The organism is Flavobacterium sp. AC274, from assembly GCF_979258275.1.
Genome location: NZ_OZ409852.1, coordinates 3,850,705 through 3,875,266 on the forward strand (window position 1 = coordinate 3,850,705; position 24,562 = coordinate 3,875,266).

The 24,562-nt window shown below is 33.9% G+C and carries 21 protein-coding genes and 1 pseudogene; 5 read left to right on the forward strand and 17 right to left on the reverse strand.

Annotated elements, in window-relative coordinates; translation table 11 throughout:
- Positions 1–250 precede the first annotated feature (250 nt).
- Positions 251–475, forward strand: a complete 225-nt coding sequence (locus ACZZZT_RS17335) for a hypothetical protein (RefSeq protein WP_463461318.1) — start codon at positions 251–253, stop codon at positions 473–475.
- A gap of 366 nt (positions 476–841) precedes the next feature.
- Here the strand turns inward: ACZZZT_RS17335 and ACZZZT_RS17340 are convergent, their stop codons facing one another.
- The 5 genes and pseudogenes from ACZZZT_RS17340 to ACZZZT_RS17360 form a co-directional block, all read right to left on the reverse strand.
- Entirely contained in the window at positions 842–1,294 is a 453-nt protein-coding gene (locus ACZZZT_RS17340; RefSeq protein ID WP_463462457.1) for a DUF6934 family protein, read from the reverse strand.
- A gap of 183 nt (positions 1,295–1,477) precedes the next feature.
- Positions 1,478–4,357, reverse strand: a complete 2,880-nt coding sequence (locus ACZZZT_RS17345) for a type I restriction endonuclease subunit R (RefSeq protein ID WP_463461319.1) — start codon at positions 4,355–4,357, stop codon at positions 1,478–1,480.
- Between the two features lie 252 nt (positions 4,358–4,609).
- Entirely contained in the window at positions 4,610–5,212 is a 603-nt protein-coding gene (locus ACZZZT_RS17350) for a hypothetical protein (RefSeq protein ID WP_463461320.1), read from the reverse strand.
- Complete coding sequence (locus ACZZZT_RS17355; RefSeq protein ID WP_463461321.1) at positions 5,205–6,455, reverse strand: restriction endonuclease subunit S; 1,251 nt, start codon at positions 6,453–6,455, stop codon at positions 5,205–5,207. The genes ACZZZT_RS17350 and ACZZZT_RS17355 overlap by 8 nt, the downstream gene beginning before the upstream one ends.
- Positions 6,455–8,015 (reverse strand): annotated as a pseudogene (locus tag ACZZZT_RS17360) (type I restriction-modification system subunit M). Before ACZZZT_RS17360 ends, ACZZZT_RS17355 begins: the two are co-directional and overlap by 1 nt.
- Before the next feature lie 284 nt (positions 8,016–8,299).
- Between ACZZZT_RS17360 and ACZZZT_RS17365 the strand changes: the two are divergent.
- Positions 8,300–8,716, forward strand: coding sequence for an OsmC family protein (locus tag ACZZZT_RS17365; RefSeq protein WP_042564539.1), 417 nt, complete (start codon positions 8,300–8,302; stop codon positions 8,714–8,716).
- A 158-nt stretch (positions 8,717–8,874) separates the two neighbouring features.
- The gene (locus ACZZZT_RS17370) at positions 8,875–9,669 is read left to right on the forward strand and encodes an alpha/beta hydrolase (protein ID WP_463461322.1); all 795 of its coding nucleotides are present in this window, start codon (positions 8,875–8,877) and stop codon (positions 9,667–9,669) included.
- A 231-nt stretch (positions 9,670–9,900) separates the two neighbouring features.
- Here ACZZZT_RS17370 and ACZZZT_RS17375 read toward each other — a convergent pair whose 3' ends face one another.
- From ACZZZT_RS17375 to ACZZZT_RS17415, 9 genes are all read right to left on the reverse strand, one after another.
- Positions 9,901–10,872, reverse strand: a complete 972-nt coding sequence (locus ACZZZT_RS17375; protein ID WP_073393892.1) for a hydrogen peroxide-inducible genes activator — start codon at positions 10,870–10,872, stop codon at positions 9,901–9,903.
- A gap of 222 nt (positions 10,873–11,094) precedes the next feature.
- The gene (locus ACZZZT_RS17380; protein WP_463461323.1) at positions 11,095–11,820 is read right to left on the reverse strand and encodes a siderophore-interacting protein; all 726 of its coding nucleotides are present in this window, start codon (positions 11,818–11,820) and stop codon (positions 11,095–11,097) included.
- An 81-nt stretch (positions 11,821–11,901) separates the two neighbouring features.
- Entirely contained in the window at positions 11,902–12,579 is a 678-nt protein-coding gene (locus ACZZZT_RS17385; protein WP_463461324.1) for a helix-turn-helix domain-containing protein, read from the reverse strand.
- A 1-nt stretch (position 12,580) separates the two neighbouring features.
- Complete coding sequence (locus ACZZZT_RS17390) at positions 12,581–12,748, reverse strand: hypothetical protein (RefSeq protein WP_463461325.1); 168 nt, start codon at positions 12,746–12,748, stop codon at positions 12,581–12,583.
- Positions 12,749–12,841: 93 nt separating this feature from the next.
- Positions 12,842–13,009, reverse strand: coding sequence for a hypothetical protein (locus ACZZZT_RS17395; protein WP_159438460.1), 168 nt, complete (start codon positions 13,007–13,009; stop codon positions 12,842–12,844).
- A gap of 31 nt (positions 13,010–13,040) precedes the next feature.
- Complete coding sequence (locus tag ACZZZT_RS17400; RefSeq protein ID WP_243396806.1) at positions 13,041–13,577, reverse strand: DUF6934 family protein; 537 nt, start codon at positions 13,575–13,577, stop codon at positions 13,041–13,043.
- 77 nt (positions 13,578–13,654) lie between these two features.
- Complete coding sequence (locus ACZZZT_RS17405; RefSeq protein ID WP_463461326.1) at positions 13,655–14,140, reverse strand: MarR family winged helix-turn-helix transcriptional regulator; 486 nt, start codon at positions 14,138–14,140, stop codon at positions 13,655–13,657.
- 5 nt (positions 14,141–14,145) lie between these two features.
- A complete protein-coding gene (locus ACZZZT_RS17410; RefSeq protein WP_463461327.1) occupies positions 14,146–14,634 on the reverse strand; it encodes a GNAT family N-acetyltransferase in 489 nt (162 codons plus the stop codon).
- Positions 14,635–14,901: 267 nt separating this feature from the next.
- A complete protein-coding gene (locus ACZZZT_RS17415; protein WP_463461328.1) occupies positions 14,902–16,005 on the reverse strand; it encodes a fatty acid desaturase family protein in 1,104 nt (367 codons plus the stop codon).
- Positions 16,006–16,249: 244 nt separating this feature from the next.
- Between ACZZZT_RS17415 and ACZZZT_RS17420 the strand changes: the two genes are divergently transcribed.
- Together ACZZZT_RS17420 and ACZZZT_RS17425 are read left to right on the forward strand one after the other, a co-directional pair.
- Positions 16,250–19,141 (forward strand): PQQ-dependent sugar dehydrogenase, encoded by a 2,892-nt coding sequence (locus tag ACZZZT_RS17420; RefSeq protein ID WP_463461329.1) that lies wholly within the window; start codon positions 16,250–16,252, stop codon positions 19,139–19,141.
- A 100-nt stretch (positions 19,142–19,241) separates the two neighbouring features.
- Entirely contained in the window at positions 19,242–20,264 is a 1,023-nt protein-coding gene (locus tag ACZZZT_RS17425; protein ID WP_463462458.1) for an LLM class flavin-dependent oxidoreductase, read from the forward strand.
- A 270-nt stretch (positions 20,265–20,534) separates the two neighbouring features.
- Here ACZZZT_RS17425 and ACZZZT_RS17430 read toward each other — a convergent pair whose 3' ends face one another.
- The 3 genes from ACZZZT_RS17430 to ACZZZT_RS17440 form a co-directional block, all read right to left on the reverse strand.
- Complete coding sequence (locus ACZZZT_RS17430) at positions 20,535–22,139, reverse strand: Na+/H+ antiporter (protein WP_463461330.1); 1,605 nt, start codon at positions 22,137–22,139, stop codon at positions 20,535–20,537.
- Between the two features lie 346 nt (positions 22,140–22,485).
- Positions 22,486–22,986 (reverse strand): hypothetical protein, encoded by a 501-nt coding sequence (locus tag ACZZZT_RS17435; RefSeq protein WP_463461331.1) that lies wholly within the window; start codon positions 22,984–22,986, stop codon positions 22,486–22,488.
- 167 nt (positions 22,987–23,153) lie between these two features.
- Entirely contained in the window at positions 23,154–24,557 is a 1,404-nt protein-coding gene (locus ACZZZT_RS17440) for an efflux transporter outer membrane subunit (protein WP_463461332.1), read from the reverse strand.
- Positions 24,558–24,562 lie beyond the last annotated feature (5 nt).

Here is a 24,562-nt window from a genome sequence, read left to right on the forward strand (position 1 = left end):
TTTCCTGCTGACTTTATCATATTTCTTGGGAACCTTAAAGAAGGATCTTCTATTCATTATAGACTAATACATGAAGTAAAATACTTTATAATGGAATTTAATATCTTAAAATCTATTTAAATCCTGAAAAAATTTAGTGATATTTATCGATAAACAACTAACAACATGTGAATTACATAACTATTCCGGGTTTATATATAAATCTAAAGGCAACTACTGCTGTACTTTTGGCGTATCTAAACAAACAATCATGGAAAAGTCAATAAAACATAGCGAAATTCACAAAGTAGATTCATTACACAGCGAAATTTGTGTAGCTTATAACAATGATTTTACCTATCGCAAAGCCTATAAAGGAGATTGGGGTCATTGGGATGATTTGCCTGAAACTTCTTCATCAAACTTAAGTTGTGCTGAAAACGACGGAAATTCTATTGGACAAAACGAAAGTCCAAGTGAAAATACCTACCTATAATCGCGAAGACCCAAAGTTTAATTTTCTTTGCGACTTCGCACGATTAAATATATATAGCTTTGCGAACTTTGCGGTTTAAAAAAATAAAAACGAGACTATCTCTAAAAAGAAATAATCTCGTTTTTTTATTTTTATAAAGAACAGAAATCTAAATGGGTAATGATTTTAAATTCTGTAACGTTTTTTTAGCCAGTTCAATTTTATCTGTAAACAAATCTCTCCCTTTTATCTCGTCTGCTACTTTCGAAATTTTTTCTTGGTTGCAGTTGACATAGAAATGATTTTTGTGACTTTATCGACTTTTTTATTTTCCATCACTCTCCTATTTAATTGATTATTAATACAAACGTCAATTATTATACAAAATTATCTATTTTTTTTATAAACCAGTACAGCGATGTAATTATTTTGCGGAACATATTCAACAAAGGTCTCTTTTTGTTCGTCATATCCAAAAAAGAGATACTCTTTTGATAGCGCTGCAAAGTGTTTATTGACAAAATACGTATAGATTCTTATTCTTCGGTTTCTGTTTTTACAAGCTTCATCGCAGTTTTTAAAGCACGAAATTCGGCACTCTTCTTCAAACAAATCGGAGCTGTCACTGCCCTGCACATAAATAGGAAATCCCGGATTGTCCTGAAAAAATTTTGGCACTGTATTTAAAACCGTATTAAACACGGTTCGCATATCGCCATTATTACTGCTTTCGTTGTCTGAAATACTTTTGGTTTCAAAATCATAATCGCCAAAACCCAGATTATACATAATCAAACCTGTCTGCGTTTTAAACCCCGAATACTGAACGGCTTTTATCAGCTTTTTTCGCCCTTACTCTCAAAAAGATATTGAACAATAGTACTTTCTATTGATAAATTGGTTTCATAAATATCGATGTTGTTCAACTGTTTTTTTATGCTAAAATATTAAAATTTTCTTACAGTTTTGAGAATGAAATTTAAAATATAACGAGAATTTCTCGCATTATTTTATTTAAATCTTTTAAGCCATCATTCCTTTAACAAAAACATCTACAAACTCTTTCATTTTTGCAATTATACGATCGCCAATTACTCTTGCCTGCAAAATGCTAGGTCTGTTATCTAAACATTGAAAAACTTCATCCTTTATAGGTTCTCGACCACTGTATATATAAGCATCTATTAAAGATTTGAATTGTGCTTTATCTAAATGTTCTTCTTCACAGAGTTTTCCTAATGCTAAAACTTTTTGATCTTGCCAGAATTTTTCAAACTCATCTTCGATAGAATCACCATCTTTTATATGAGGTATATTCTCATCAATGAATTTTTGAATTAACTCTCTTTTACTTCTTAATTGAATATCGCCACCTAATAAATCAATTATAGCTTTTCTTTGTGTCGCAGCTGCATTAGGAGTTTTAGCTCCTTTCAATTGTGCTAATAATTTCAGAATGTAAGCAACGTTGATTTGATCCCTATGAATTAATTCTAATTCAAAATCAATGTCGTCAAGTATAGAAGTTTTTTGTTTTTGATTGTCTTGTTTTACTTTTTCGTACAAGTCAAGATATTTGCTTTTGTAGTCTTCAAATTCCTGCTCATCAATCAGTAAATCTTCCCAATTAAAATCAGAGTAGGATTGCAACACATTCATGGCTCGCATTAATTTCCTGAAAGCTTGTACAAATTGCGCATCTTCTTCTTCATTTTCTAAATAACTTACGCTTTGAGAAGTTGGTGCAATTTCTCTCAACAGTTTTAATGCTTCATCAAACTTCTCTGCTATCTTTTCATAATCAGGCATAGTAACAACTTCTATTGCATCTTTATTCGAAAATAAAGTAATTGCATCGTCTGTTGCCTTTTTAAGATTTCTGAAGGACAAAATATTTCCCTGCGACTTCTGTTCTCCTAAAATTCTATTTGTTCGTGAGTAAGCTTGTATTAAGCCGTGTTGCTTTAGGTTTTTATCGACATAAAGCGTATTCACTTTCTTGGCATCAAAACCGGTAAGCATCATATTGACAACAATGACGATATCCAAGCGATCTTGGTCATTGTTGAAATTTTCTTTTTCACGGTTTTTTAATCGTTTACTTATATTCTGGAAATATTTTTCGAATGACGAACTGTCTTTGTTTGTAAAACTCGTGCCAAACATTGCGTTATAATGGCCAATGTATTTTTCGAGTTTGTCTCTTGTATGACTGGATTCATAAAGAGTTCGTGGTTCTGCCAAAACATCAAAATCTACTTCATCAGCAGGAAGAAAATCTTGTGCTTCGTCTGAATCTTCATTAGTACCGTATGTAAAAATAGTTGCAATACGCAAATCGTGTTCTCCCGCTTCTTTCTTTTGCTGAAAAAGATCGTAGTACTGAATCACATTATCAATACTACTTACCGCTAAAAGTGCCGAATACTCTCTGCTAAATGTTTTTTGATTGTGATAAGCTATAATATAGTCAACAATTTTATTGATTCTTTTTTGCGAATCTAAAACTTCTTGCTTGTCGATATCTTCGACTTCAATATCTATAAAAGTATTGCTCTTGTTTCTGTATTTACCAATATATTCAATTCCAAAACGTAATACATTTTGATCACGAATTGCATCGGTAATCACATATTTATGCAAACAGTTGCCAAACAAATCTTTAGTAGTTCGTTTTCCTAAATCATTTTTAGAAGCGTTTTCTGCAAATATGGGTGTTCCTGTAAAACCTATTAATTGGCTTTTTTCAAAGAATTTTGTAATGCGTTCGTGAGTTTCTCCAAACTGAGAACGGTGGCATTCATCAAAAATAAAAACGATTTTCTTATGTCTCAAAGGTTCAATGTTTCCTTTAAAACGTTCTGAAACAGCATTGTTTAATTTCTGAATAGTAGTTAATACCAATTTTGTATTATCAGTTAATTGCCTGATTAAGGATTGTGTATTATCAGTAACATCAACACTGTCTTTTTTAAAAGCGTTGAATTCGTTCATAGTTTGATAATCCAAATCTTTTCTATCAACTACAAAAACAACTTTATAAACTTCTGGCAATTCCATCAAAATTTGGCTTGCTTTAAATGAAGTTAATGTTTTTCCAGAACCAGTTGTATGCCAAATGTAAGCATTGTCACTAGAGTTTTTAACCTGATATATAATAGCTTCTGTTGCGAAATATTGATAAGGACGCAACACCATCATTACTTTGTGGGTTTCGTTAATTACGATATAATGCGCTATCATTTTACCCAAATGAACAGGATTCAGAAAGGCAGAAGTAAACGCAGGTAATTCCGTGATATTTTTATTATTGACATCTGCCCAAAAGAAGGTTTGCTTAACAGATTGTAATTTATTGTTCGCTAAATATTTGGTGTTGACACCATTGCTAATAACAAACAATTGCACGTATTGAAATAAACCGTGATTGCTCCAAAAGGAATGCATTTGGTAGCGATTGATTTGATTGAAAGCTTCTTTAATTTCAATTCCAGAGCGTTTCAACTCTATTTGTACCAAAGGCAAACCGTTGACTAATAAAGTTACGTCAAAACGATTTTTATAACTCCCTTCTAAACTTATTTGATTTGTAACCTGATATAGATTTTGACTTGAATCTTCAGTATTAAAAAAACGAACATAAAAAGAAGTACCATCTTCCTTAGTCAATTGAAAACGATCACGAAGCGTTTTGGCTTTTTCAAAAACATTTCCTTTGGCTAAATGATTCAAAATTGCATCAAACTCTTTTGCTGTAAAAGTAGTTTCATTAAAAATTTCTAACTGATTTTTTAAATTAGAAACCAAAGCTTCTCCATCGACAATTTTTACAGATGAATATTTTAAATCAATCAATTGCTTGATTAAGTTATTTTCTAAGACAGCTTCGGATTGATGACTCATAGAATATAATTTAATTTTCTTATTAAAAAATTTGCCCTTTATTAAATTTAAAAATATCTACCACTTTTTCTAATTTTTCTTCTTTTAAGCAAAAATCATGAACTTTTTCCCAGCAAAGAAAATGAATATCAAAATCTGTTTTTCCTTCAAATTTAATAACATCTGCTTCGTAAGTCGGAATAAGTCCTATTTAATACGCTTCACTGCAATCTAGCAATAATTCAAAAGCTCTAAGTACAACTTTATTCTCCCCTATTCCTCGTATTTAACCATTGCCTGACAATATACAAAATCAAAAGAGTCTTTCCTTGCGATTGACACGCCACCTTGAAGTTCATATCCTTTTTCTAAATAATAGATGACACTTTTTTCAAAATCGGTACGAAAAGTTTCAAAATCGAGATTTTGATTATTATCTAAAAGTGCACTTTCTTCAATTTTTAGCTTCTGTATTTCATTTTTTGCTTCAGCAATTTTTTTAGCAATAGCTACGATGTTTCCTTGATGGTTTTTAATTTTTTTAGAGAATTCTGCTTTATAGCCATCCTCTAAATTGCGTGAATATTCTAGGGGATGTGAATTATTGTATTTTGCTTTATAAAATAAAATTTCGTCTATACTTACTTTATAAGTTGAAAAATCTTTAACTGTTTGCAAAAGAGTATCAACGTATTTAATTTCTTCTTCAAGAAGTATTTTTTTGTTTTCCTGGATTACAATTTCATCTTCTATATTTTTTAGAGTCAAAGCTAACTTTAGACCATTTCTCTTATTTGGTTGGGAATAATATTGGTTTTCCTCATAATTAGCTTTCCTAACTTCTACAACTATATAGTCTATAATTTTTCTATTCATAATTACACAAACATTTGCTGTAACAACCCTTTTTAAATTTTTGTGTTTGGGTAATTTGTTTATTGGTACTTGCTATTTTTGTATCGATACTTGATAAAAAATTGGCTATTTTTTGTTGTTCTAAAAGGGATGGAAGCGCTATTTTTACTTTTTTTAAAGATTTTTGATTAATCCCTTTAGCCGTAGAACCAGTTGAAAGTTTTTCTATATCACTTTGAAATTTTCTCCCCCAAATTAATTGAATTAAAAATAGATTACTAACTTCTTCAATTGTTTTAAAACCTACAACTCTTTGACTTAAAATATATTTTTGATTATCAGGAATAAGAAGTGCTTTACCTAGTGGAGCTTCCATTGTAAAAACAATATCACCTTTTTCAAGATTTACTTTGCCCATCCATTTCTGATAAAGTTCATCTGAACCCATATTTCCTTCTGCATTTATATCAATATATCCATTTTTAACATTATTTGCCGACAAACTCAATATTTTACCACCCCATTCCATTCCAATTTTCAGTGGAGTTCTTCCTCTAAAATCAAGTATTTCTAAAAAAAGATCGAAGAAACTTTTCTCCGCCCAATCCGGATAATCCTTACCATTCTCATCTTTAAACCGCAATTTACCAGAAAACAATTGTTGCATTACGCCTTTTTTGTATTGTTCTAATAATTCTTTTTTGCGGGAAAGTTGCCGTATTTTTTTATCGAGTGCAGATAAAAAAGAAGCTATTTTTTGTTGTTCTGGGAGGGCTGGAATAGAGAAAAGACCATTTTTTACAACATTCCAATCTGCACGTGGCATTTTTGAACCACTAGACTGATTTGCTAACTCAATAAATTTATCAGACTGCACGATTTGATAAATGAAAGGATTAGCTACGTTTACTCCTTTTAATACCCATATTTCAGAAGAACATACACCGGCAAAAGGAGCTTCAAGATATTTTCTTAAATAAGGCCTCAACTTACCAAATAGAATATCACCTTCAATAAATTTGTTTTTTATACTTCCCAAATTTCTTCCATCAATAAAGCCAAGTAACTTACCCGATTCTTGAGCTATATGTTCCATTTCAATACATTTAGTAAAAGAATTTTCTTTTGCTGGATTGAATTTTCCAGATTTATTTGTTGTAAAATCCCCGAATTTTTTCAATTCCCATTCTTCTTCAAACTCTCTAAATCTCAATTTAGGAGCAAGTACTATCTTTTCTATATTATGTAAAGTTACTGCACTCATTAAAATGGTCTTTCAATTCCTAATTCATCACAAAAATCAGCGATTGTTTCATCCGTAGTTTTACCAAGCACTGCTAATTCTCGCAATTCGGCAGTTATCGCTTTCAAATCTATTGCATCTTCTTCTTCAAAAGTATCTACATATCGAGGTATATTCAGGTTGTAATCTTGAGACGCAATGAATTGCGTCTCTACGAGATGGCTATATTTTTCTTCTGTTGCGCGGTTTTTGTAAGCGTCAATAATTTTATCAATATCCTCTGTACGCAATATATTTTGGGTTTTTACTTTTTCGTAATGCTGGCTGGCATCAATAAACAAAACGTTATTTGGATTCTCCCTTTTTTCTTCAAAACCAAAATACAAGTTGGTATACTGGTTCCATAAAAGATATTGGCAGGTAAACCAATTACAGCGTCTAAGTAGTTTTTTTCTTTTATCAAATATTCACGTATGTGTCCTTCGGCACCCCCACGAAATAAAACACCGTGAGGCAGGACAACTGCCATTGTTCCGTTATCGTCAAGCTGGTGCACCATGTGTTGTACAAAAGCAAAATCGGCTTTACTACTTGGAGCCAATTTTCCGTAAGCAGAAAAACGTTCGTCGTTCATAAACAAAGGGCTTGCGCTCCAATTTGCAGAAAAAGGAGGATTAGCAACAATAGCTTCAAAACGCATATCGTAATGTTGTGGTCGTTCTAAAGTATCTTCGTTTTTAATATCAAAACGTTTGTAATGTACATCGTGCATAATCATATTCATACGACATAAGTTGTACGTCGTAGGATTCATTTCTTGCCCGTAAAAAGCATTTACAGTTTTTACTTCTTTGGCAACACGTAACAATAATGAACCTGAACCACAAGTAGGGTCATATACACTTTTAAGTTTGTCTTTTCCAACGGTTACCAATTGTGCCAAAATACTGCTGACTTGTTGCGGCGTATAAAATTCACCTGCTTTTTTCCCGCTCCACTAGCAAATTTTCCAATTAGATATTCGTAGGCATCTCCCAAAACATCGCTGTCGACATTTTCTAAATCAAAATCAATTTCATCCAAATGCACAAGTACTTTTACAATCAATTCGTTTTTATCAGATTCTGATTTTCCTAGTTTATGAGAAGTCAAATCTAAGTCAGAAAATAAATTTCCAAAATCTTCTTCACTTTCAGTACCCATTGTACTTTGCTCAATATGGGTAAGTACTTTTGCTAAATCGCCTAAAATAAAATTGTTTTTTCCTCCTGCGTTTCCTCTTCGTGCCAATTCAGAAAACAATTCAGATGGTTCTAAGAAAAAGCCGAGTTTGTCAATCGCCAATGATTTTAATTCCTGCTTCAATAAAGCTTCGTCAGCATGTCCATCGATTTCCTGAAAAGTCAAACCGTCTGGTTTCAATATTTCATTAGCATACAAATCCATTTTTGTACTCAGGTATTTGTAGAAAATAAAACCTAATATGTAATCCCTGAAATCATCAGCATCCATTTTCCCACGAAGTGTGTTAGCGATATTCCAGAGTTGTTGTTCTAATTTTTGTTTTTGTTCGGCTGCCATTAAGCAATTATTGTTTGAATTTATTATGAGTGCTAAAGTATTGAATATATACTTAAGGGGAAAGAGGAAAGCCATAAACTCCATAAAAATATGTTTTACATTATTCTGCTTTTAATATTTAATTATAACCTATGAATATAGGGCTTACCTAAACTTTATAAATATTTTTAATAACCCTTAAAAATTATTAATTTGATTAATAAACACCTTCGCCATACCTTTGCTTCATCAAAATCAAACAACTGATTTGAAATAATTAAAAACAACTTTAAAAAATAGAAATCATGAAATTTACAAGAAGAGCAAACGCAAACTGGAAAGGTACAGGAATGGAAGGAAAAGGAACCATTAGTACACAAAGTACAACGCTTAACGAAGCACAATTATCTTTTAAAACCCGTTTTGAGCAAGGTGTAGGTACAAATCCTGAAGAATTAATCGCAGCGGCACATTCTGGCTGTTTTACCATGCAATTGAGCTTTTTACTTTCTGAAGCCGGTTTTGTTCCGGAAGATTTAGATACTGTAGCAAAAGTTACTTTCGAAGACGGAACCATCACTTTAATTCAATTAGAATTGACCGGAAAAGTACCTGGAATTTCTGCAGAAGATTTTCAGCAAACTGCTCAAAAAGCAAAAGAAATTTGTCCAATCTCAAAATTGTTAAATACTGAAATTACGTTATCTGTTACTTTAAACTAAATTCCAATATTTAAATTCCAAATGCCAATTAAATAATAAATATCAATTATAAAAAATTCCAAATTCCAATTTTGTTAAAGTTATTTCGGCCTGGATTTCAATTTGGAATTTGGGATTTAAAAAAATTGGAATTTAAAAACAATCTAAAATTAAAACATATGAAAACACTATATATAAAAGAACAATTGAATCGTTATTTCTTGTTCGCCGCTTTGATCTTAAGTTTATTATTTACTGCTGTAAATGTTAATGCGCAGGCTAAAACTGTCACTCCAAAAATTAAAAATGTAGTATTGGTTCACGGTGCTTTCGCAGACGGTTCTGGATACAGAGCACTTTACGAAGTTTTGACTAAAAAAGGTTACAATGTTACTATCGTTCAAAACCCGTTAAGCTCTTTGGAAGATGATGTTGCTGCAACAAATCTTGCGCTTGACAAACAAGACGGACCAACTGTTTTGGTTGGACATTCTTGGGGCGGAACTGTAATTACTGAAGCCGGAAATCACCCAAAAGTAGCAGCATTGGTTTACATCGCAGCTTTACAGCCTGATAACGGAGAAACTACTGTACAATGGCTTCAAACTGCGCCTCCTGCTCCAGAAAACGGTGTATTGCCTGTAGACGAAAAAGGAATCGTATATTACGATAAAGCGAAATATCATGCGGGTTTTGCTGCAGATATCAGTAAGGAACAAGCTGAATTTATGTATGCTTCGCAAGGTGCTTTTCACGCAAAAGGTTTTTTAACTCCTGTTACAAAAGCAGCCTGGAGAGACAAACCTTCTTACGGAATTGTTGCTACAGAAGATAAAAGCATCAACCCTGATATCGAACGCGCGATGTACAAACGTTCTAATACAAAAATTACAGAGATAAAAGGAAGTCACGTGGTTTTTATGTCTCAGCCGGTAAAAGTTGCTAATGTGATTATTGAAGCTTCTAGAAATTAAATTCCAATCTTTTTAAATTCCAAATTCCAAACTAGGAGTTTTAAATTGAGATTATTGTTACCTAAAATCTTTGTCAAAGTTTTAAACTTTGACAAAGATGCCTAAAATGTGCAATAGGATAAATTCCAAATTCCAATCGCAACAGATTTGGAATTTGGAATTTTTGTATTTGTAATTTCTTTTTAAAAATTGGAATTTGGAATTTTATCCAGACACCTCGGGATTGGAATTTCATGAAAATTTGCTGACTTCTTTCACAAAATAAGGCGAGTCGTTCCAACGAATTTTTCGATAAGCGAAATCTTTTTTGAGGGAATCCGGAAGGCAATTCCAAATGGCTTCGTTCATTTTTTCTAAGAGTAATTTCTTTGAGAACGAATCTGAAACTACCAAACTGATTTCCCTTACCGGAATTGGTTCTTTAAAGGGTTTAAAAAGTCCGCTTGCCGATTCATTCATAACCGAAAGCTGTGGAATTATAGCAAAACCCAATTGTGCGCGAACGAGATTTTTTAGGGTTTCGATCGAACTGATGTCGTACGTAAACTGCTCTTTTATTTTGTCTGAATTTTTTAATCCGCAAATGTCTAAAAGCTGTGCGTTGTAGCAGAATTCGTGATGAAGCAACAATAATTCAGTTTTATCTCCGGGCTGTAATTCATAAAAATCATTGTTTGCCATTGGATGGGTTTCATTCAAATAGGCCACAAAAGGCTCTTTAAAAATAGGATGTTCTATTAAATTCGTATTTCCTGTAGGCGTTGCCATAATTGCGACATCAATGGCACCGGTTTCTAAATCTTTCATCAATTGTCCCGTATTCGATTCCCGAATGATGAAACGTACTTTTGGCGTCGCTTCTCTCATCGCATTAATAAACAACGGAATCAGATATGGCGATAAAGTCGAAATAATACCAAGTTTTAATTCTCCTTCCAACAGATTTTTTTCATTGACCACAAAATCTCGAATTTCATCGGCTTCACGGAGAATCTTTTTGGCTTTATTGATTATTTCAATTCCCAGTAACGTTGGCGTAAGCGGTACTTTATTGCGATCAAAAATCTTGATTCCGATTTCTTCTTCGAGATTTTTTAACTGAATCGTAAGTCCGGGTTGTGTTACCATACAAACTTCGGCGGCTCTTGCAAAATGGCGTTCTTCGTCTAAGGCTACGATATATTTTAATTGCTGAATGGTCATTGCTTATAATTTTATTTTATAAAGATAATTAAATATCAATTTAAATTATAACATTGAAGGATTTTACCGCAAAGGCACAAAGGTTTTACGCTAAGTTCGCTAAGTTTTTTTAAGCTGGTGCGAAATAGGCTCGCAAAGTCGCAAGGGCGCAAAGTTTATTTTCTTTGTGTACTTTGCGTAAATCCTTGTGCCCTTTGCGGTTAAATTCAAAAGCTAAAAATCTCAAAGCCCAACCTTCCCTTCTGCCCAATACGGCTGGGTATAAATATTCTTGTTCGAAACACCTTTTTCTCTTAACGCTTTTCTAAAAGCCTGAATTGATTTCGCATTTCCCAACAAATAAAATTGACCGTCTTTCCATAAGTTCCAAATTTCAGTGTCTAAGTTGTGAAGCGATTGTATAGCAAATTCTGCTTTGTTTACTGATTTTTGCACGATGTCTGTAATGAGTCCTAATTTTTTCGGTACTTCTGTCGATTCTGTATCTAATTCTAAAATGCCTAAATAATTATTTTCAGAGCGGTTAATTTCGTCTTTCATACTATTAAAAACGCTGATACAGGTTTCATCTCCAAAAAAGAAATGATATTTAGCCGCTGTATTAAAAACAGTAAAACCTCTCGGTAAACCAACCGTTATCTGGTCATTTGGTTGTAAGTTTTTAATGCATTCACTTCCAGGACCATTGTTATGAATATGAAAAATCACTTCGAAAGTTCCTGTTTTGCTATTCCATTTGCTTGGCGTGTAATTTCGGTAATTGGTTTCATCTATTCTGATGACAATTGCTTGTCCGATTTTAAATTTTACATGAGGAAAAACACCTTTGAATGCGATTATTTTTATATTAAGACTTGGCATTTCTACTGTAGTAACTTTTACTTTGCAAATTTTATTGCTAAAAGCTACTTCCATAAAATCACCAATAATTTTGGGCATAGAATTCATAATTTATATGTTTTAAATTTCAATTCAAAATTGAAGCTAAAACATTAAAAATACATTGCATAAGAAATGGAGATGATTGGACTATTCACGGAATTTTTTCCGAAATGCAAGTGGCGTTACGCCCGTAATTTTCTTAAATAACCTTGAAAAGTAAGTATGATCTTCGAATCCTAACATAAAAGCTATTTCTTTTACTTCGTTTTCAGTATAATACAATAATCTTTGTGCTTCGGTAATCATAGCATTTTGCAGCCAGTACGTAACCGATTTTCCCGATGAAGCCTTTACACAATCATTTAAATGTGAGGTAGTAATATTTAATTTCTTTGCAAAATAAGAAGGGCTTTCCAAAAAACTATTTTCTGAAAGCTGTTTTTTGAAATTGGCATAAATTAATCCTGATTGGTTTTTTAATTCCTTTACCTCATTTTTTGAGCCTGAATATATATTCGCTAAATTATAAACTAAGGCATTAAAAAGACCGTTAATGATCTGTGTTCTATTAGGATTTGAGCTTTTAAAAGAACGATGCAGTAAATCAATGGTATCTAAAAGTTCTTCCCGGTACGCCGGATCAATGGTATTGAGTTGTTCTGCAATTTTTAGATTCTGAAAAATTTCAATACAGTTATTTGGAATAAGAAATGGTGCTACGCCTATATAATATCCCGCTGCATCTGTTGAACCATCCTGCCCGTGATGAATTTGAAGCGGTTTTATCATCATTACATTAATAGGATTTATTTCGATATCAATCATATCACATTTCAAAACCGCCTGCCCTTTGGTAAGTACAAAAAATAAAAAAATCATCCCGATGCACCTCTAATTTATCATCGAAACGGGCTAAATCTTCAGCAGAATGATAGGCAACAAAAATACCGCCAACGGCTTCGGGACTTTGATTGTATATTGGGATTTTTTTCAATGAAAAGCATTGTATTAGTTAAAATAATTTCTACAAATATCAATAAAAAAGCGATCTATTCGAGATCGCTTTTTTTATATTTTAACTAAGAATTTACATAGGTAATTTTACGTTTTGCAATGTTTTTTTTGCAAATTCCGTTTTTTCCGGAAATAAATCTTTCCCTTTAATTTCATCCAAAACTTTAGAAAGTCTCTTCTCAGTAGCTTTAGACATAGGGATTACATTTAATTTTGTCACTATTTTTTCTTCGTTTCTCATAACCATAAATCTTGGAATTATACAAAATTATCTATTTTTTCTTATAAACGAGTATTGCTGTATATTTATTTTTGGGTTCATACTCAACAAACGTTTTTTTCTTTTCATCAAATCCATAAAATGTGTAATCTTTTGAAAAAACTTTAATTTTTTTATCTAAAAAATGAATATATGTTCTAATTCTTCTGTCCTTATTTTTACAAATTATATTACAATTTTTAGAACAAGAACTTCTACATTCTTCTTCAAATGAATTATGACTATCACTTCCTTGAATGAAAATGGGAAAATCTGGAAATTCTTTTAAAAATTTAGGAATTGTATTCAAAACTGTATTAAACACCTTCCTTGCATCACCATTATTACTACTTTTTCTATCAAATATTCCTTTGGTTTCAGAATCATAATCTCCAAAACCTAAATTATATACAGTTTCTCCACTCTTAGTTTCAAATTTAGAATATTGAACTCCCTTAATAAGCTTCTTTTGCCCAGAACTTTCAAAAAGGTATTGAACAATAGAATTTTTTATTGAAAAGGTAGTATCGTAATTTTCAATATTTATCAAAGCTTTTTTTATGCAATGATAATATATTTTTAAAAAATATAATACAAAACTTACAAAAATAAATATTTTAAAATAGTTTATTGTGCCTTCTCACTCTTCAATTGCAAAGCCCGCTGCAAAAAACTCTGGTGCAATATCTTGTTTTCGGCTTCGTTAATAGCCTGAAGTAAGTTGTTTTGATTATCAGCAATATCACTTAAAATAGTTGTCATTACAGACCAGACGGGTTTCATTTTTTCGATAAGCTCCTGCCCTTTTGGGGTTAACTGAAGTAATCTTTTACGTTCGTCGATCTTGTCTTTTTTAGATTTAATAAGTTTTTGTTTTTCCAATTCTTTCAATAAACTAATGGTCGAAGGATGTGTGTAACCAATTTCGTTGGCGATTTCAACAACGCTTAAAACTTCTTTATGATATAATGTATAAATTACAGGAAACCATTTGGGTTCAAAGTCAATTCCGTATTCTTTATAAAGCAAAGCTCCGTCTTTACGCAATTGCTCGCTCAAACGCTGCAATCGCGTTGAAAGGGCTAAAATTCCTGATTCATCTATTATATTCATTCTTCTTATTTTAAAGGTAAATGACGGAAAACATGGTCTGGTTTCATTAACGGAAATTTCTCCGGAAGCAATTCCTGTTCGATGGCAACAAAATGATTTCGCTCATAAAAACGCAAAGCCGCTTCTAGTTTAGAAATGGTTCCCAAATATATGTCATCGATTTCGTTTTCTTTAGCATATTGAATTAAAGTATCTAATAATTTTTGGGCAATCGAGAATTCTTTTCCGCGATACTCTTTCTTTACAAACATTTTTCTAATGGCTGCTTCTTTTTCATCAAACTTTATTAAAGCAATAGTTCCTACCAATTCATCATTTACAAAAGCGCCCCAAAAACCTCCGCCTCCGGCATGATAAAAATCTTTTATATTTAATAAATCCGGCTGGTCTTGTATGGTAATCGGAACATTAAATTCTTTCTGCTGAATGTTTAATATTAAATCTATTGCAGCTTCTGAATATTCATTTTGGATGGGAATAATTAACGGTTTCATATCTTTTATTTTTTTACAATACAAAACTACGTAGTTAACTACATAAAAACAAATTTTATTGATAAAATGTGTGAGAGGTTAAATGTAACTTTAGACATCAAAAAATTAACACAATCATTATTGGTTTGGCTTCGGGTGATATTGGTGGTTTTAGTTCACAATATCCTTTACTCAAAGATGAAACTATCAAAAAATGGAAAAAACCGCCCACACTTATTTTTGGCATTCTGGAAGAAGAATGTAAAAAATTGTCTTTATAATTTGAGCTTATATTTCTCCCGTCATCAAAATATTTTCTTTTACACCTTTATTTTTTAGCATTCTAAAATGCGATCGCACCGCATGGTAAAAAGGATAAGAAGTATAAGGAAGATCATATTCCTGAGCATAACGCCTTATAATTGGTGTGATGTAAGGATAATACGTATGACCAACTCCCGGAAAAAGATGATGGGCCACGTGATGTGTGAATCCACCGTATAAAAAATTAGCCAGTTTGCTATTTGTACTAAAATCTTTGGTAACAATCATTTGATGTAATGCCCAGGTTGCAGAAAGATTTCCTTCTTCATCTGTTACAGGAAAATTAGCATCTTCGTCTACGTGTGTTGATACCAAAGCAACTACGCCTAACATGCTTCCGCATAAATGCATTGCAAACCAAGCGCCTAAAACAATGTACCAAGGTTGATTTAAAACCATCATCGGAATAAAAAGCAAATAGAAAAGATTGAATGCTTTTGCTGCAAATAACATATAGATTTCTTTTTTCGGAATCTGATCAACTACTTTCTTTATATAATTGTCTTTCTTTCCAAAAAAGTCTTTAAAATCCCGAATGTAAATCCAATTCAAACTATAAAGCGGATAAATAAACCACATATAAATGTGTTGGTATTTGTGATAGTTGAACAACGGACTGGTTGGAAAAATCCTGATAATGTCGCTCTGTTTAATATCAATATCCCAATCCGGAACATTTGGATAAGCATGATGAAGACCTATATGCCGTCGTATCCAAAGCCAGTGATTACTTCCAAAAAGTTCTAAAGAATACGTAAACCATTCATTATGTTTTGTTTTTTTAAACAACGCACCATGCGCTGCATCGTGAAATGCATTTATAAAAAGTACGATCATCGTGATGCCGCATAAAATATAAAAAAGGAAAAGTAATGGCGTGCTATTGCCAAATAACAACACACAAGAGTAAAACAGAAAAAAGAGCATTAAAAGTCCTAGTGACTTAAATATATTAACCAGATATAATGATGAATTTTTTAAAACGGTTTCTTTCACTTCTTGTTGCAGCATTTTAAAAAAATCATCAGTACCCGGTTTCAGATAAACCGGTCGCTTGAGTTTTCCCATAATGGTTATTGGCTAGAAATTGCTACATCAAATTTATTAAAAATCTTAAAATAAATAATAATTTTTGCAAATTATTTAATTATAACCCATTGCTTACTAGTTCCTTACACCCATTCAGTAGCTAAATACTTTATCAAACAAAAAATAGGTTTAGTAGTAAAAAAAATGTTAATTTTGATTGCCCCTTTACCACAATCTACTAAAAATAACTTATGAAAAAAATTTACATCTTAGATTAAATCAGATGAAAAAATTAAAGCCGCTATTCATTTATGCTTTCTTTTTACTGATTTCATGGCAGGCAAATTGCCAGTACATTACAGAAACCCTCGCTCCTACGGCGGTTATTAAAGAAGGTTTGTCATTAGAACAATCTTCAGACGGTCGGATTTTTATTGCTGAAAGAGGCGGAATTGTCAAGGTTTTTCAAAACAATGCTGTTTCAACCGTTTTTACTGTTACTACTGTTACAGATGCTGAACAAGGACTTCTTGGACTTACATTGCATCCTGATTTTGCTACAAACGGTTACATTTATGTTTTTTATTCTATTGATGATGCAGGTGTAATCAGACACCGAATTGAAAGAATACAAATCAATGCAGCCAATCAGGTTTTAGGGAGACAGGAAATTTTATTGTTAGAACCTATTGGAGGTGGATTTCATAACGGTGGAGATTTAAAATTCTTTAACGGATTTTTGTATGTAACTGTTGGTGATAGTCAGCAAAATACAAACTCGCAGGATTTAGATACTTATAAAGGAAAAATTTTACGTTTGACAGAAAACGGATTGCCAGCACCCGGAAATCCTTTTTACGGAAGCGGTTCTATACAAAGACAAAGCATCTGGGTTTACGGTTTTAGAAATCCGTGGCGATTGGTACCAAATACAACAGCCAATAAATTATTTGTTTTGGATGTTGGAACTTCGTGGGAAGAAATCAACGAAATCAGCAATCCAACAATTCGTAATTATGCCTGGGGACATCCTCAGGGCGGTGACGGAAAACAAACGGAAACGAATTTGTTTACCAATCCCATATTTACTTACGGAACCGGAACTATTGGAAATGCATTAACAAACGGACTTTTATACAACCCAACGACGCCGCGTTATCCTAATCTTGCAGGCAAATTTATCATTAAGGATTTTGTTCGAAATGCCATTCGGTCTTTTGATCCCAATGTTGAAGATCCGGTTTCTACCGAATTTTACGAAGCTCCGCAACAGCAGGCACTTGGAATGATGCTAGGCAACGACGGCTATATTTATTACTGCGCTTACGGAAATAACGGTTCTTTAATCAAATTAGATTATATCGAAACTGCTGCGCCAACTATTGTCAATCATCCTCAATCACAAACTATAATGGCCACAAAACCGGTTACTTTTGAAGTTACGGCAAGCGGCGTGGGACAAACGTATCAATGGCAATTTAATAATGTAAATATCAACGGAGCAACGGCTGCCAGTTATACGATTGCAAATGTAACCAATGCAAATGCAGGACAATACAAAGTTATTGTAACTAATACTGCAGGAAACATAACGAGTAATCCGGCAACACTTACGGTAACACCGTTTAGTAATACACCAACCGTAGATCTTAAATTTCCGTTAGCCACCCTAAAATGGAATGCTGATGATGTTGTTAATTTTGAAGCTACAGCAACAGATATTGAAGATGGCGTATTGCCTGCAAGTGCATTTTCATGGAGTATGGATCTTTTTCACGAAGATATTCCCGGAGCCGGACATTCACATCCCGGTGCAAGCCCGCAAGGGGTGAAATCAGGAACATTTGTGGCATCCAATCAAGGTGAAAAAACACCAAACGTTTGGTACAGGTTTACCGTAAAAGTAACCGACAGCAACGGCTTAACCGCAACAAAATTTGTTGACATAAAACCCAATTTGGTTGATGTTACCGTAACAAGTTCTCCAGCATTACTTAATTTAGAATTCAATCAAAAACCGGTTACTGCACCTTCGACCAAACAAGTTGTAGCCAATGCAAAACTACAAACACTTAATGCGCCAACTCCACAATATGCTGGTAATATTAGATATGATTTTGATCATTGGAGTCAGGGCGGAACTGTAAACCAGAATTTTCAGGCACCAGTAACGGGAACCATAACTTATACCGCATTTTATACAGCAACAGCGCTTCCTTCTGCACCATACCAAGGATTAATTGCACAAATTCCAGGACTTATTGAAGCTGAAAACTATGATATTGGACCTTCTGCTTTTTTTGACAGTAATGGCGGTGGAGACATGGCTTACAGAGCAGGAGACGGCGTAGGAACCGAAGTTTGTAACGAAGGCGGATTTAATATTTCGTATGTAGCTAAAAACGAATGGCTTAAATATACAGCAAAAGTAAACACAACCGGAAATTATGACGTAAAACTAAGAGTTGCAACACCATACAATAATAAAGCACTTCATATTGAGGTTGATGGTGTAAATGTTTCCGGTCGATTTGCGGTTCCTAATACAACCGGTTTTCAGGCATGGCAAACGATTACCATTCCAAATATTCCGTTAACTCAGGGCGTTCATGTGATCACGCTTTGGTTTGATGAAGCCGACGTTAACGTGAACAAAATGGAATTTTCATTATCAGGAAATGCAACAACTCCGATTGCTGATTTTGAAGTTAATCAATCAATGGGATGTATCAATAGTGCGGTTACTTTTACCTCTGTTTCGATTGGTACAGTGGATACTTATCTCTGGAATTTTGGCGAAAATGCAACACCAACAACCGCAACCGGAGTTGGACCACATACTATATTATATGGCACAGAAGGCGACAAAACCGTTTCTTTAACCGTGACTAATACGGCAGGAAATAACAAAAAAGAGATTACTTATATGGTTCATAGTTGCACTCTTGATGTTGATTTCCCATCAGAAGATTCAAAAAAAGTAATCGTTTTCCCGAATCCTTCAAAAGGAGTTTATCATCTCTCAAAGGAAATGGAATGGAAAATTTATTCCTCATCAGGAGCTAAAATTCAGGAAGGAACAGGAAATCTGATTAACATCTCTGATCAGGCTTCTGGAGTCTATTTTATTAAAAATAATGAAAGCAGTAAAGCAATTCATATTGTGAAACAGTAGCATTTTATAAAACACAAATTTCACTAATTTTCACTAATTTAAATTTGTGTTAATTAGTGAAATTCGTGTTTAAAAGAGAATTTAATATCTTTACTAAATGATAGAAATAGGAATAGACAGTTTTGCTTCGGCAATGTATGGCGACAATAATACGCTTAGTAGTGTTGATGCTATGGAGCAATTGCTTCAAAGAATTGAGCTTGCCGATCAGGTGGGCCTTGATGTTTTTGGAATTGGAGAACATCATAAAAAAGAATTTTTAGATTCGGCTACAGCTGTAATATTGAGTGCGGCGGCTGCGCGAACAAAAAACATACGATTGGCAAGTGCTGTAAGTGTTTTAAGCGCTGCAGATCCGGTTAGGGTTTATCAGGAATTTGCTACTTTAGATTTAGTTTCAAAAGGAAGGGCCGAAATCGTCGTAGGCCGCGGATCTTCTATTGAAGCATATCCCCTTTTTGGATTTAATCTGAATGATTATGATACCCTTTTTAAAGAGAAATTAGAGTTGTTGTTACAAATTCGTGACAATGAATTTGTAAGCTGGTCAGGAAAATTCCGTCCTGCAATAAATAACCTGCCCGTTTACCCGAGAGCTTTACAGGAAAAATTACCAATCTGGCTAGGAGTTGGCGGAACTCCCGAATCTTTTGTACGTGCAGGATCGCTTGGTTTGCCTTTAATGGTGGCCGTTATTGGCGGACAAACGTATCGTTTTCGCCCGTTGATCGATTTATATCGTGAAGCCGGAAAAGCAGCCGGTTATAAACCGGAAGAATTAAAAGTAGGTTTGCATTCTCCGGGTTATGTTTCAGGATCTACCGAAAAAGCAATCGAAGAATATTATCCGGGTTACGCCGAGCTTTGGACAAAATTAGGACTGGAACGCGGCTGGCCACCTGTAACAAAAGATAAATTTGATGGTTTAATTGACGATAAAGGTGTTTTAGTTGTGGGAAGTCCGGAACGTGTTGCCGAGAAAATTTTGACTCATAGCGAATCGCTTGGAGGTATTTCGAGATTTACGTTTCAAATGGATAACGCAGGACTTACACACAATCAATTAATGAGCGCCATAGAATTCATTGGAACAAAAGTTATTCCTTTGGTTCGTAAGGGATAAAGTCTTTTTTACCGCAAAGAGCGCAAAGGTTTTACGCAAAGAACGCAAAGTTTTATCTTATAAAGAAGGCAAAGTTCGCAAAGCTACATATTGAAAAAGCTTTGCGAACTTTGTGTTTTTTCCTCTTCCACTGTGGTAAAATATTGTAGTGAATAGAAAACTTGGCGAACTTGGCGGTTAAATACGCCACGAATTTCACGAATCTACACGAATTATTTTTATCGCTAATTAGCATAAAACTTGTCTAATTTTACAGCTAAATCTAAAACGCTACTCCTCATACATTTCCATCCACAAACGCGTTTCTTCCAAATCAAGTTCTTTTTCTATTTTTCTGAAAATTTCCTCGTTTACAGAACCTGATTTATGCATTGTTTCCAGTTTTGCGCGTTCCACATTCAGTAAATCGATTTGTAATTTGGTAAAATCGTTAAAAATCTGCCCTCCCATTACATTTCCTTTTCCGAAGAAATTCGCCGGAAGTTCTGTTTTTTGCAAACGATTAAATTTTACTTCGTATTTACTCTTGATATTATGAAGCAAATCATCATTCAATAAAGAAAAATTATCTTCGATATGTGTAATAGTTTGAGAAACAATACTATTTCGAATTTCATATTCTTCAGCTAAAATAGAATAACGCTCAATTTTTAATTTTTTAATTACCCACGGAAGTGTCAACCCCTGAATTACCAAAGTCGAAAGTATCACACAAAAAACCAGATAAATAATAAGGTTTCGCAACGGAAATACTTCTGTATCGTTATTAATTGTTAACGGAAGCGCCAATGCAGCCGCCATGGATACAACGCCACGCATTCCGGACCAACCGAAAATAATCATATTGCGATAATCGAATTCTTCTTTTTGTCTGATTTTTTTACTGAGAAACCTTGGAACCAATGTTGCCGGAACCACCCATAAAAAGCGGACTAAAATAACCACAGCACTCACAGAAGCTCCCCAAATAAACAATGACAGACCAGAATAATCGCCAATTCCCGAAATAATCTGACGCAATTGAAGTCCGATTAAGATAAAGATTAAGCCGTTTAGAATATTCGTAAGCACGCTCCAGATTGTATTGGTCATGATCCTACTTTCGTGCGTAAAAATAGTTCCTGATCTGGCCGAAAGAAACAAACCGGTAGTTACAACCGCCAAAACTCCCGAACATTCAAAATGTTCTGCTATTAAATAAGAAGCAAAAGGCGTTAAAAGTGTTAAGGTAGCCTCGATAACATCGTCGCACACAAACCTTTTATGAATGATACTCATCGCATACCCTACAACTAAACCAATGGCAATTCCTAATGTTGACATGATAAAGAAATTTAATCCTGCCTGCCAAAGCACAAAATTACCCGCTGTAATAGCTGCAAGTGCATATTTGTAAGCTACAAGTCCGCTTGCATCATTCAATAAACTTTCGCCTTCTAAGATCGCAATAAGGCGTGGATGCAAGCCTAGTCCTTTTGTTATGGCTGTCGCCGAAACAGCATCGGGAGGTGAAACAATCGCACCCAGTAAAAAAGCCAACGGCCAGGAAATATCATCAATAAGATAATGTACGGCTACTGCAACAGAAACTGTTGTAAAAAGAACCAGCCCAACAGCCGCAAGCGTTATAGGGCGAATGGTTTGTTTAAACTCAGACCAGCTTGTATACCATGCTGCATGATACAAAAGCGGTGGTAAGAAGATAATAAAAACGACTTCGGGATTTAATGCAATAACCGGAAGCCCGGGAATGATACTAATTGTAACACCACAAAGAACCAATACAATAGGAACCGGGAAATTATACCTTTTACTTAAAAGACTCAGGAATGCAACCCCGAATAACAACATGATGATTACTGTGATATTCTCCATTTTTTAAATTTACTTTCTTCTGGTTTTATATTTGTTTTTGAAGAGTACGAATATAATATTTTACAAAATAACCGCCAATCTTTGTCAAAGTTTAAAACTTTGACAAAGATTTACATTTACATTTACTATCCACATTTTTGTCATCCCGAGGAACGAGGGATCTCCGTAAGTAGCTCGACAAAGATTGGGTTACTTTGCGGAATTTCTTGTGAAGATCCCTCGTTCCTCGGGATGACAAGGCATACCGACAATCTTTGTCAAAGTTTAAAACTTTGACAAAGATGACTCAGATACCAAACAAAAAAAACGCCTCATTTCTGAGGCGTTTTTTAAGTCATGTTTTTAATTAGTGGTGATCACCGTGGGAATGATCCTTATTTTTATCTGAATTATTTCCTTTTGAGTTTTTTGAACTACCCTTTTTTGCATTATCCTTTTTTGCGTTATCCTTGTTCGCTTTTTGCTTGCTGTCAGGTTTGTTTCCTCTGGTTTTCTGAGGTTTTCCTTTATAACCTTTTGGATAATTGGTAACGTGTTTTTTATGGTATGAATAAGGAGAATCTCCTTTGTAATCATTCAAAACTACTTTGTAACCATCGTAAAGATCATAATTTCTGTATCTTGAAGGCAATCTTTTATCACGAACCCATTTACCGCTATTTTCATAAATATATTGGCTTTGAGCAACATCATAATAGATATCAATATCCGGCAAATAGTAATATCTGCTTTCATCATTTCCTTCAGGTCCCCAGCTTGGCGGTGTACCAATATTTACGTTTATTGATACTTGTGCATGTGCAAAAACACTCATTAAAAGCATTAAAGCAAGTCCTAATTTTTTCATTTTTTTAGTTGTTAAGTTTAAATTTGATTTGAATAAAGCGAAAGTAATGCTATTTTTCAGGTTTATCGAACTCATTATACAGAACCTCTAAACCAATCGACGAACACCGCTTTTTAACCGATACTATTTATCAAATTTCAATCTTCAACTCAATATTTTTAAGAACTTTATTTCCATCCACCGCCTAAAGCGCGATACAAATCAACCAAAGCCTGCAGCTTTTGCAAATTATCATTTATACCGTTCAATTGTGCCGATAAAAGATTTTGTTCTGATGTTAAAACATCAGTATAATTTGTCGCCGAACTGTACTCTAAAAGCTGTTGTGTAAAATCAACTGCTTTTACTAAAGATTCAATTTGTTTTTCTCTCGAATCTTCTTTTTCAACCGCCATTTGGTACGAATACATCGCATTCGAAACTTCCTGTCCGGCAACCAAAAGACTCTGCTGAAAACTATTTAATGCTTGTAATTGTTGCGATTGCGCCGTTGTTAATCTTGCTTTGTTTAAACCCTGATTAAAAAGTGGCTGTGTTAATCCTCCAATTATCGAATAAAAAATAGAATTATCGAAGAAGTTTTTCAATTCTAAATTCGAAAACCCACCACTAGCCGTAAGCGTCAGGCTTGGATAAAAATAGGTTCTGGCCAAATTTGTATTTTCAAAAGCAACTCTGAAATTAAACTCTGCCTGACGAACATCAGGACGATTTTGTAATAACTGAGACGGTAAACCTATCGCCAGATTATCAGGAGTTTGCTGTTCTCCTAAAACGCCTCTTTCGATTGGTCCCGGAGCTTGTCCTAATAAAATATTCAAAGCGTTTTCGGTTTCACGAATGTTTTGTTTAATGTCCGGAATCAATACTTCGGCAGCATAACGATTGGCTTCACTTTGTACCACGGCAGCACCTGTAACAATTGCACCTTCTTTTAAGGCTTTAATTGTTTCTACATTTTTAACACGGGCTTCTAAAGTTTGCTGGGTAATTTCAAGTGATTTATCATAAGACAACAATAAAAAATAATTATTGGCAATATCAGCAATCAATTGGGTTTGAACCGCTTGTTTTGCAGCATCTGTAGCAAGATAAGTGGCCAAAGCTGCTCTTTTAGTACTGCTAAGTTTTCCCCAGATATCTGCTTCCCATGACGTACTTAAACCTAATTTATAGGTTGTCGTTAAAGTATTAATATTGATTCCCGCCGGAAAGTTAAGTCCTGCTTCTGATTGTTTGGTGCGTGTTACATTGGCATCCAGATTTAAATTTGGATAATAAGCCAATTTGCTTTGGCGTAAACTGGCACGAGCCTGAACAATATTTTCAATTGCATTTTTCAAATTCAGGTTCTGATCCAGACCTTTCTGAATTAAGGCACTCAATTTTGCATCTTTAAAAACACTTTGCCAAGGCATATTCGCCAGATTGGTAGAATCGGCAGCAGCCTGATCACGAAACAGCTTTTCTGTAGAAAGTGTCGTGGGACGTTCGTATTTTTTGGTAACGCAGGCACTTAAAAGCGTGGCTGCGATTACCATTAAAATATATTTATTTGAACTATGAGTCATTTTTT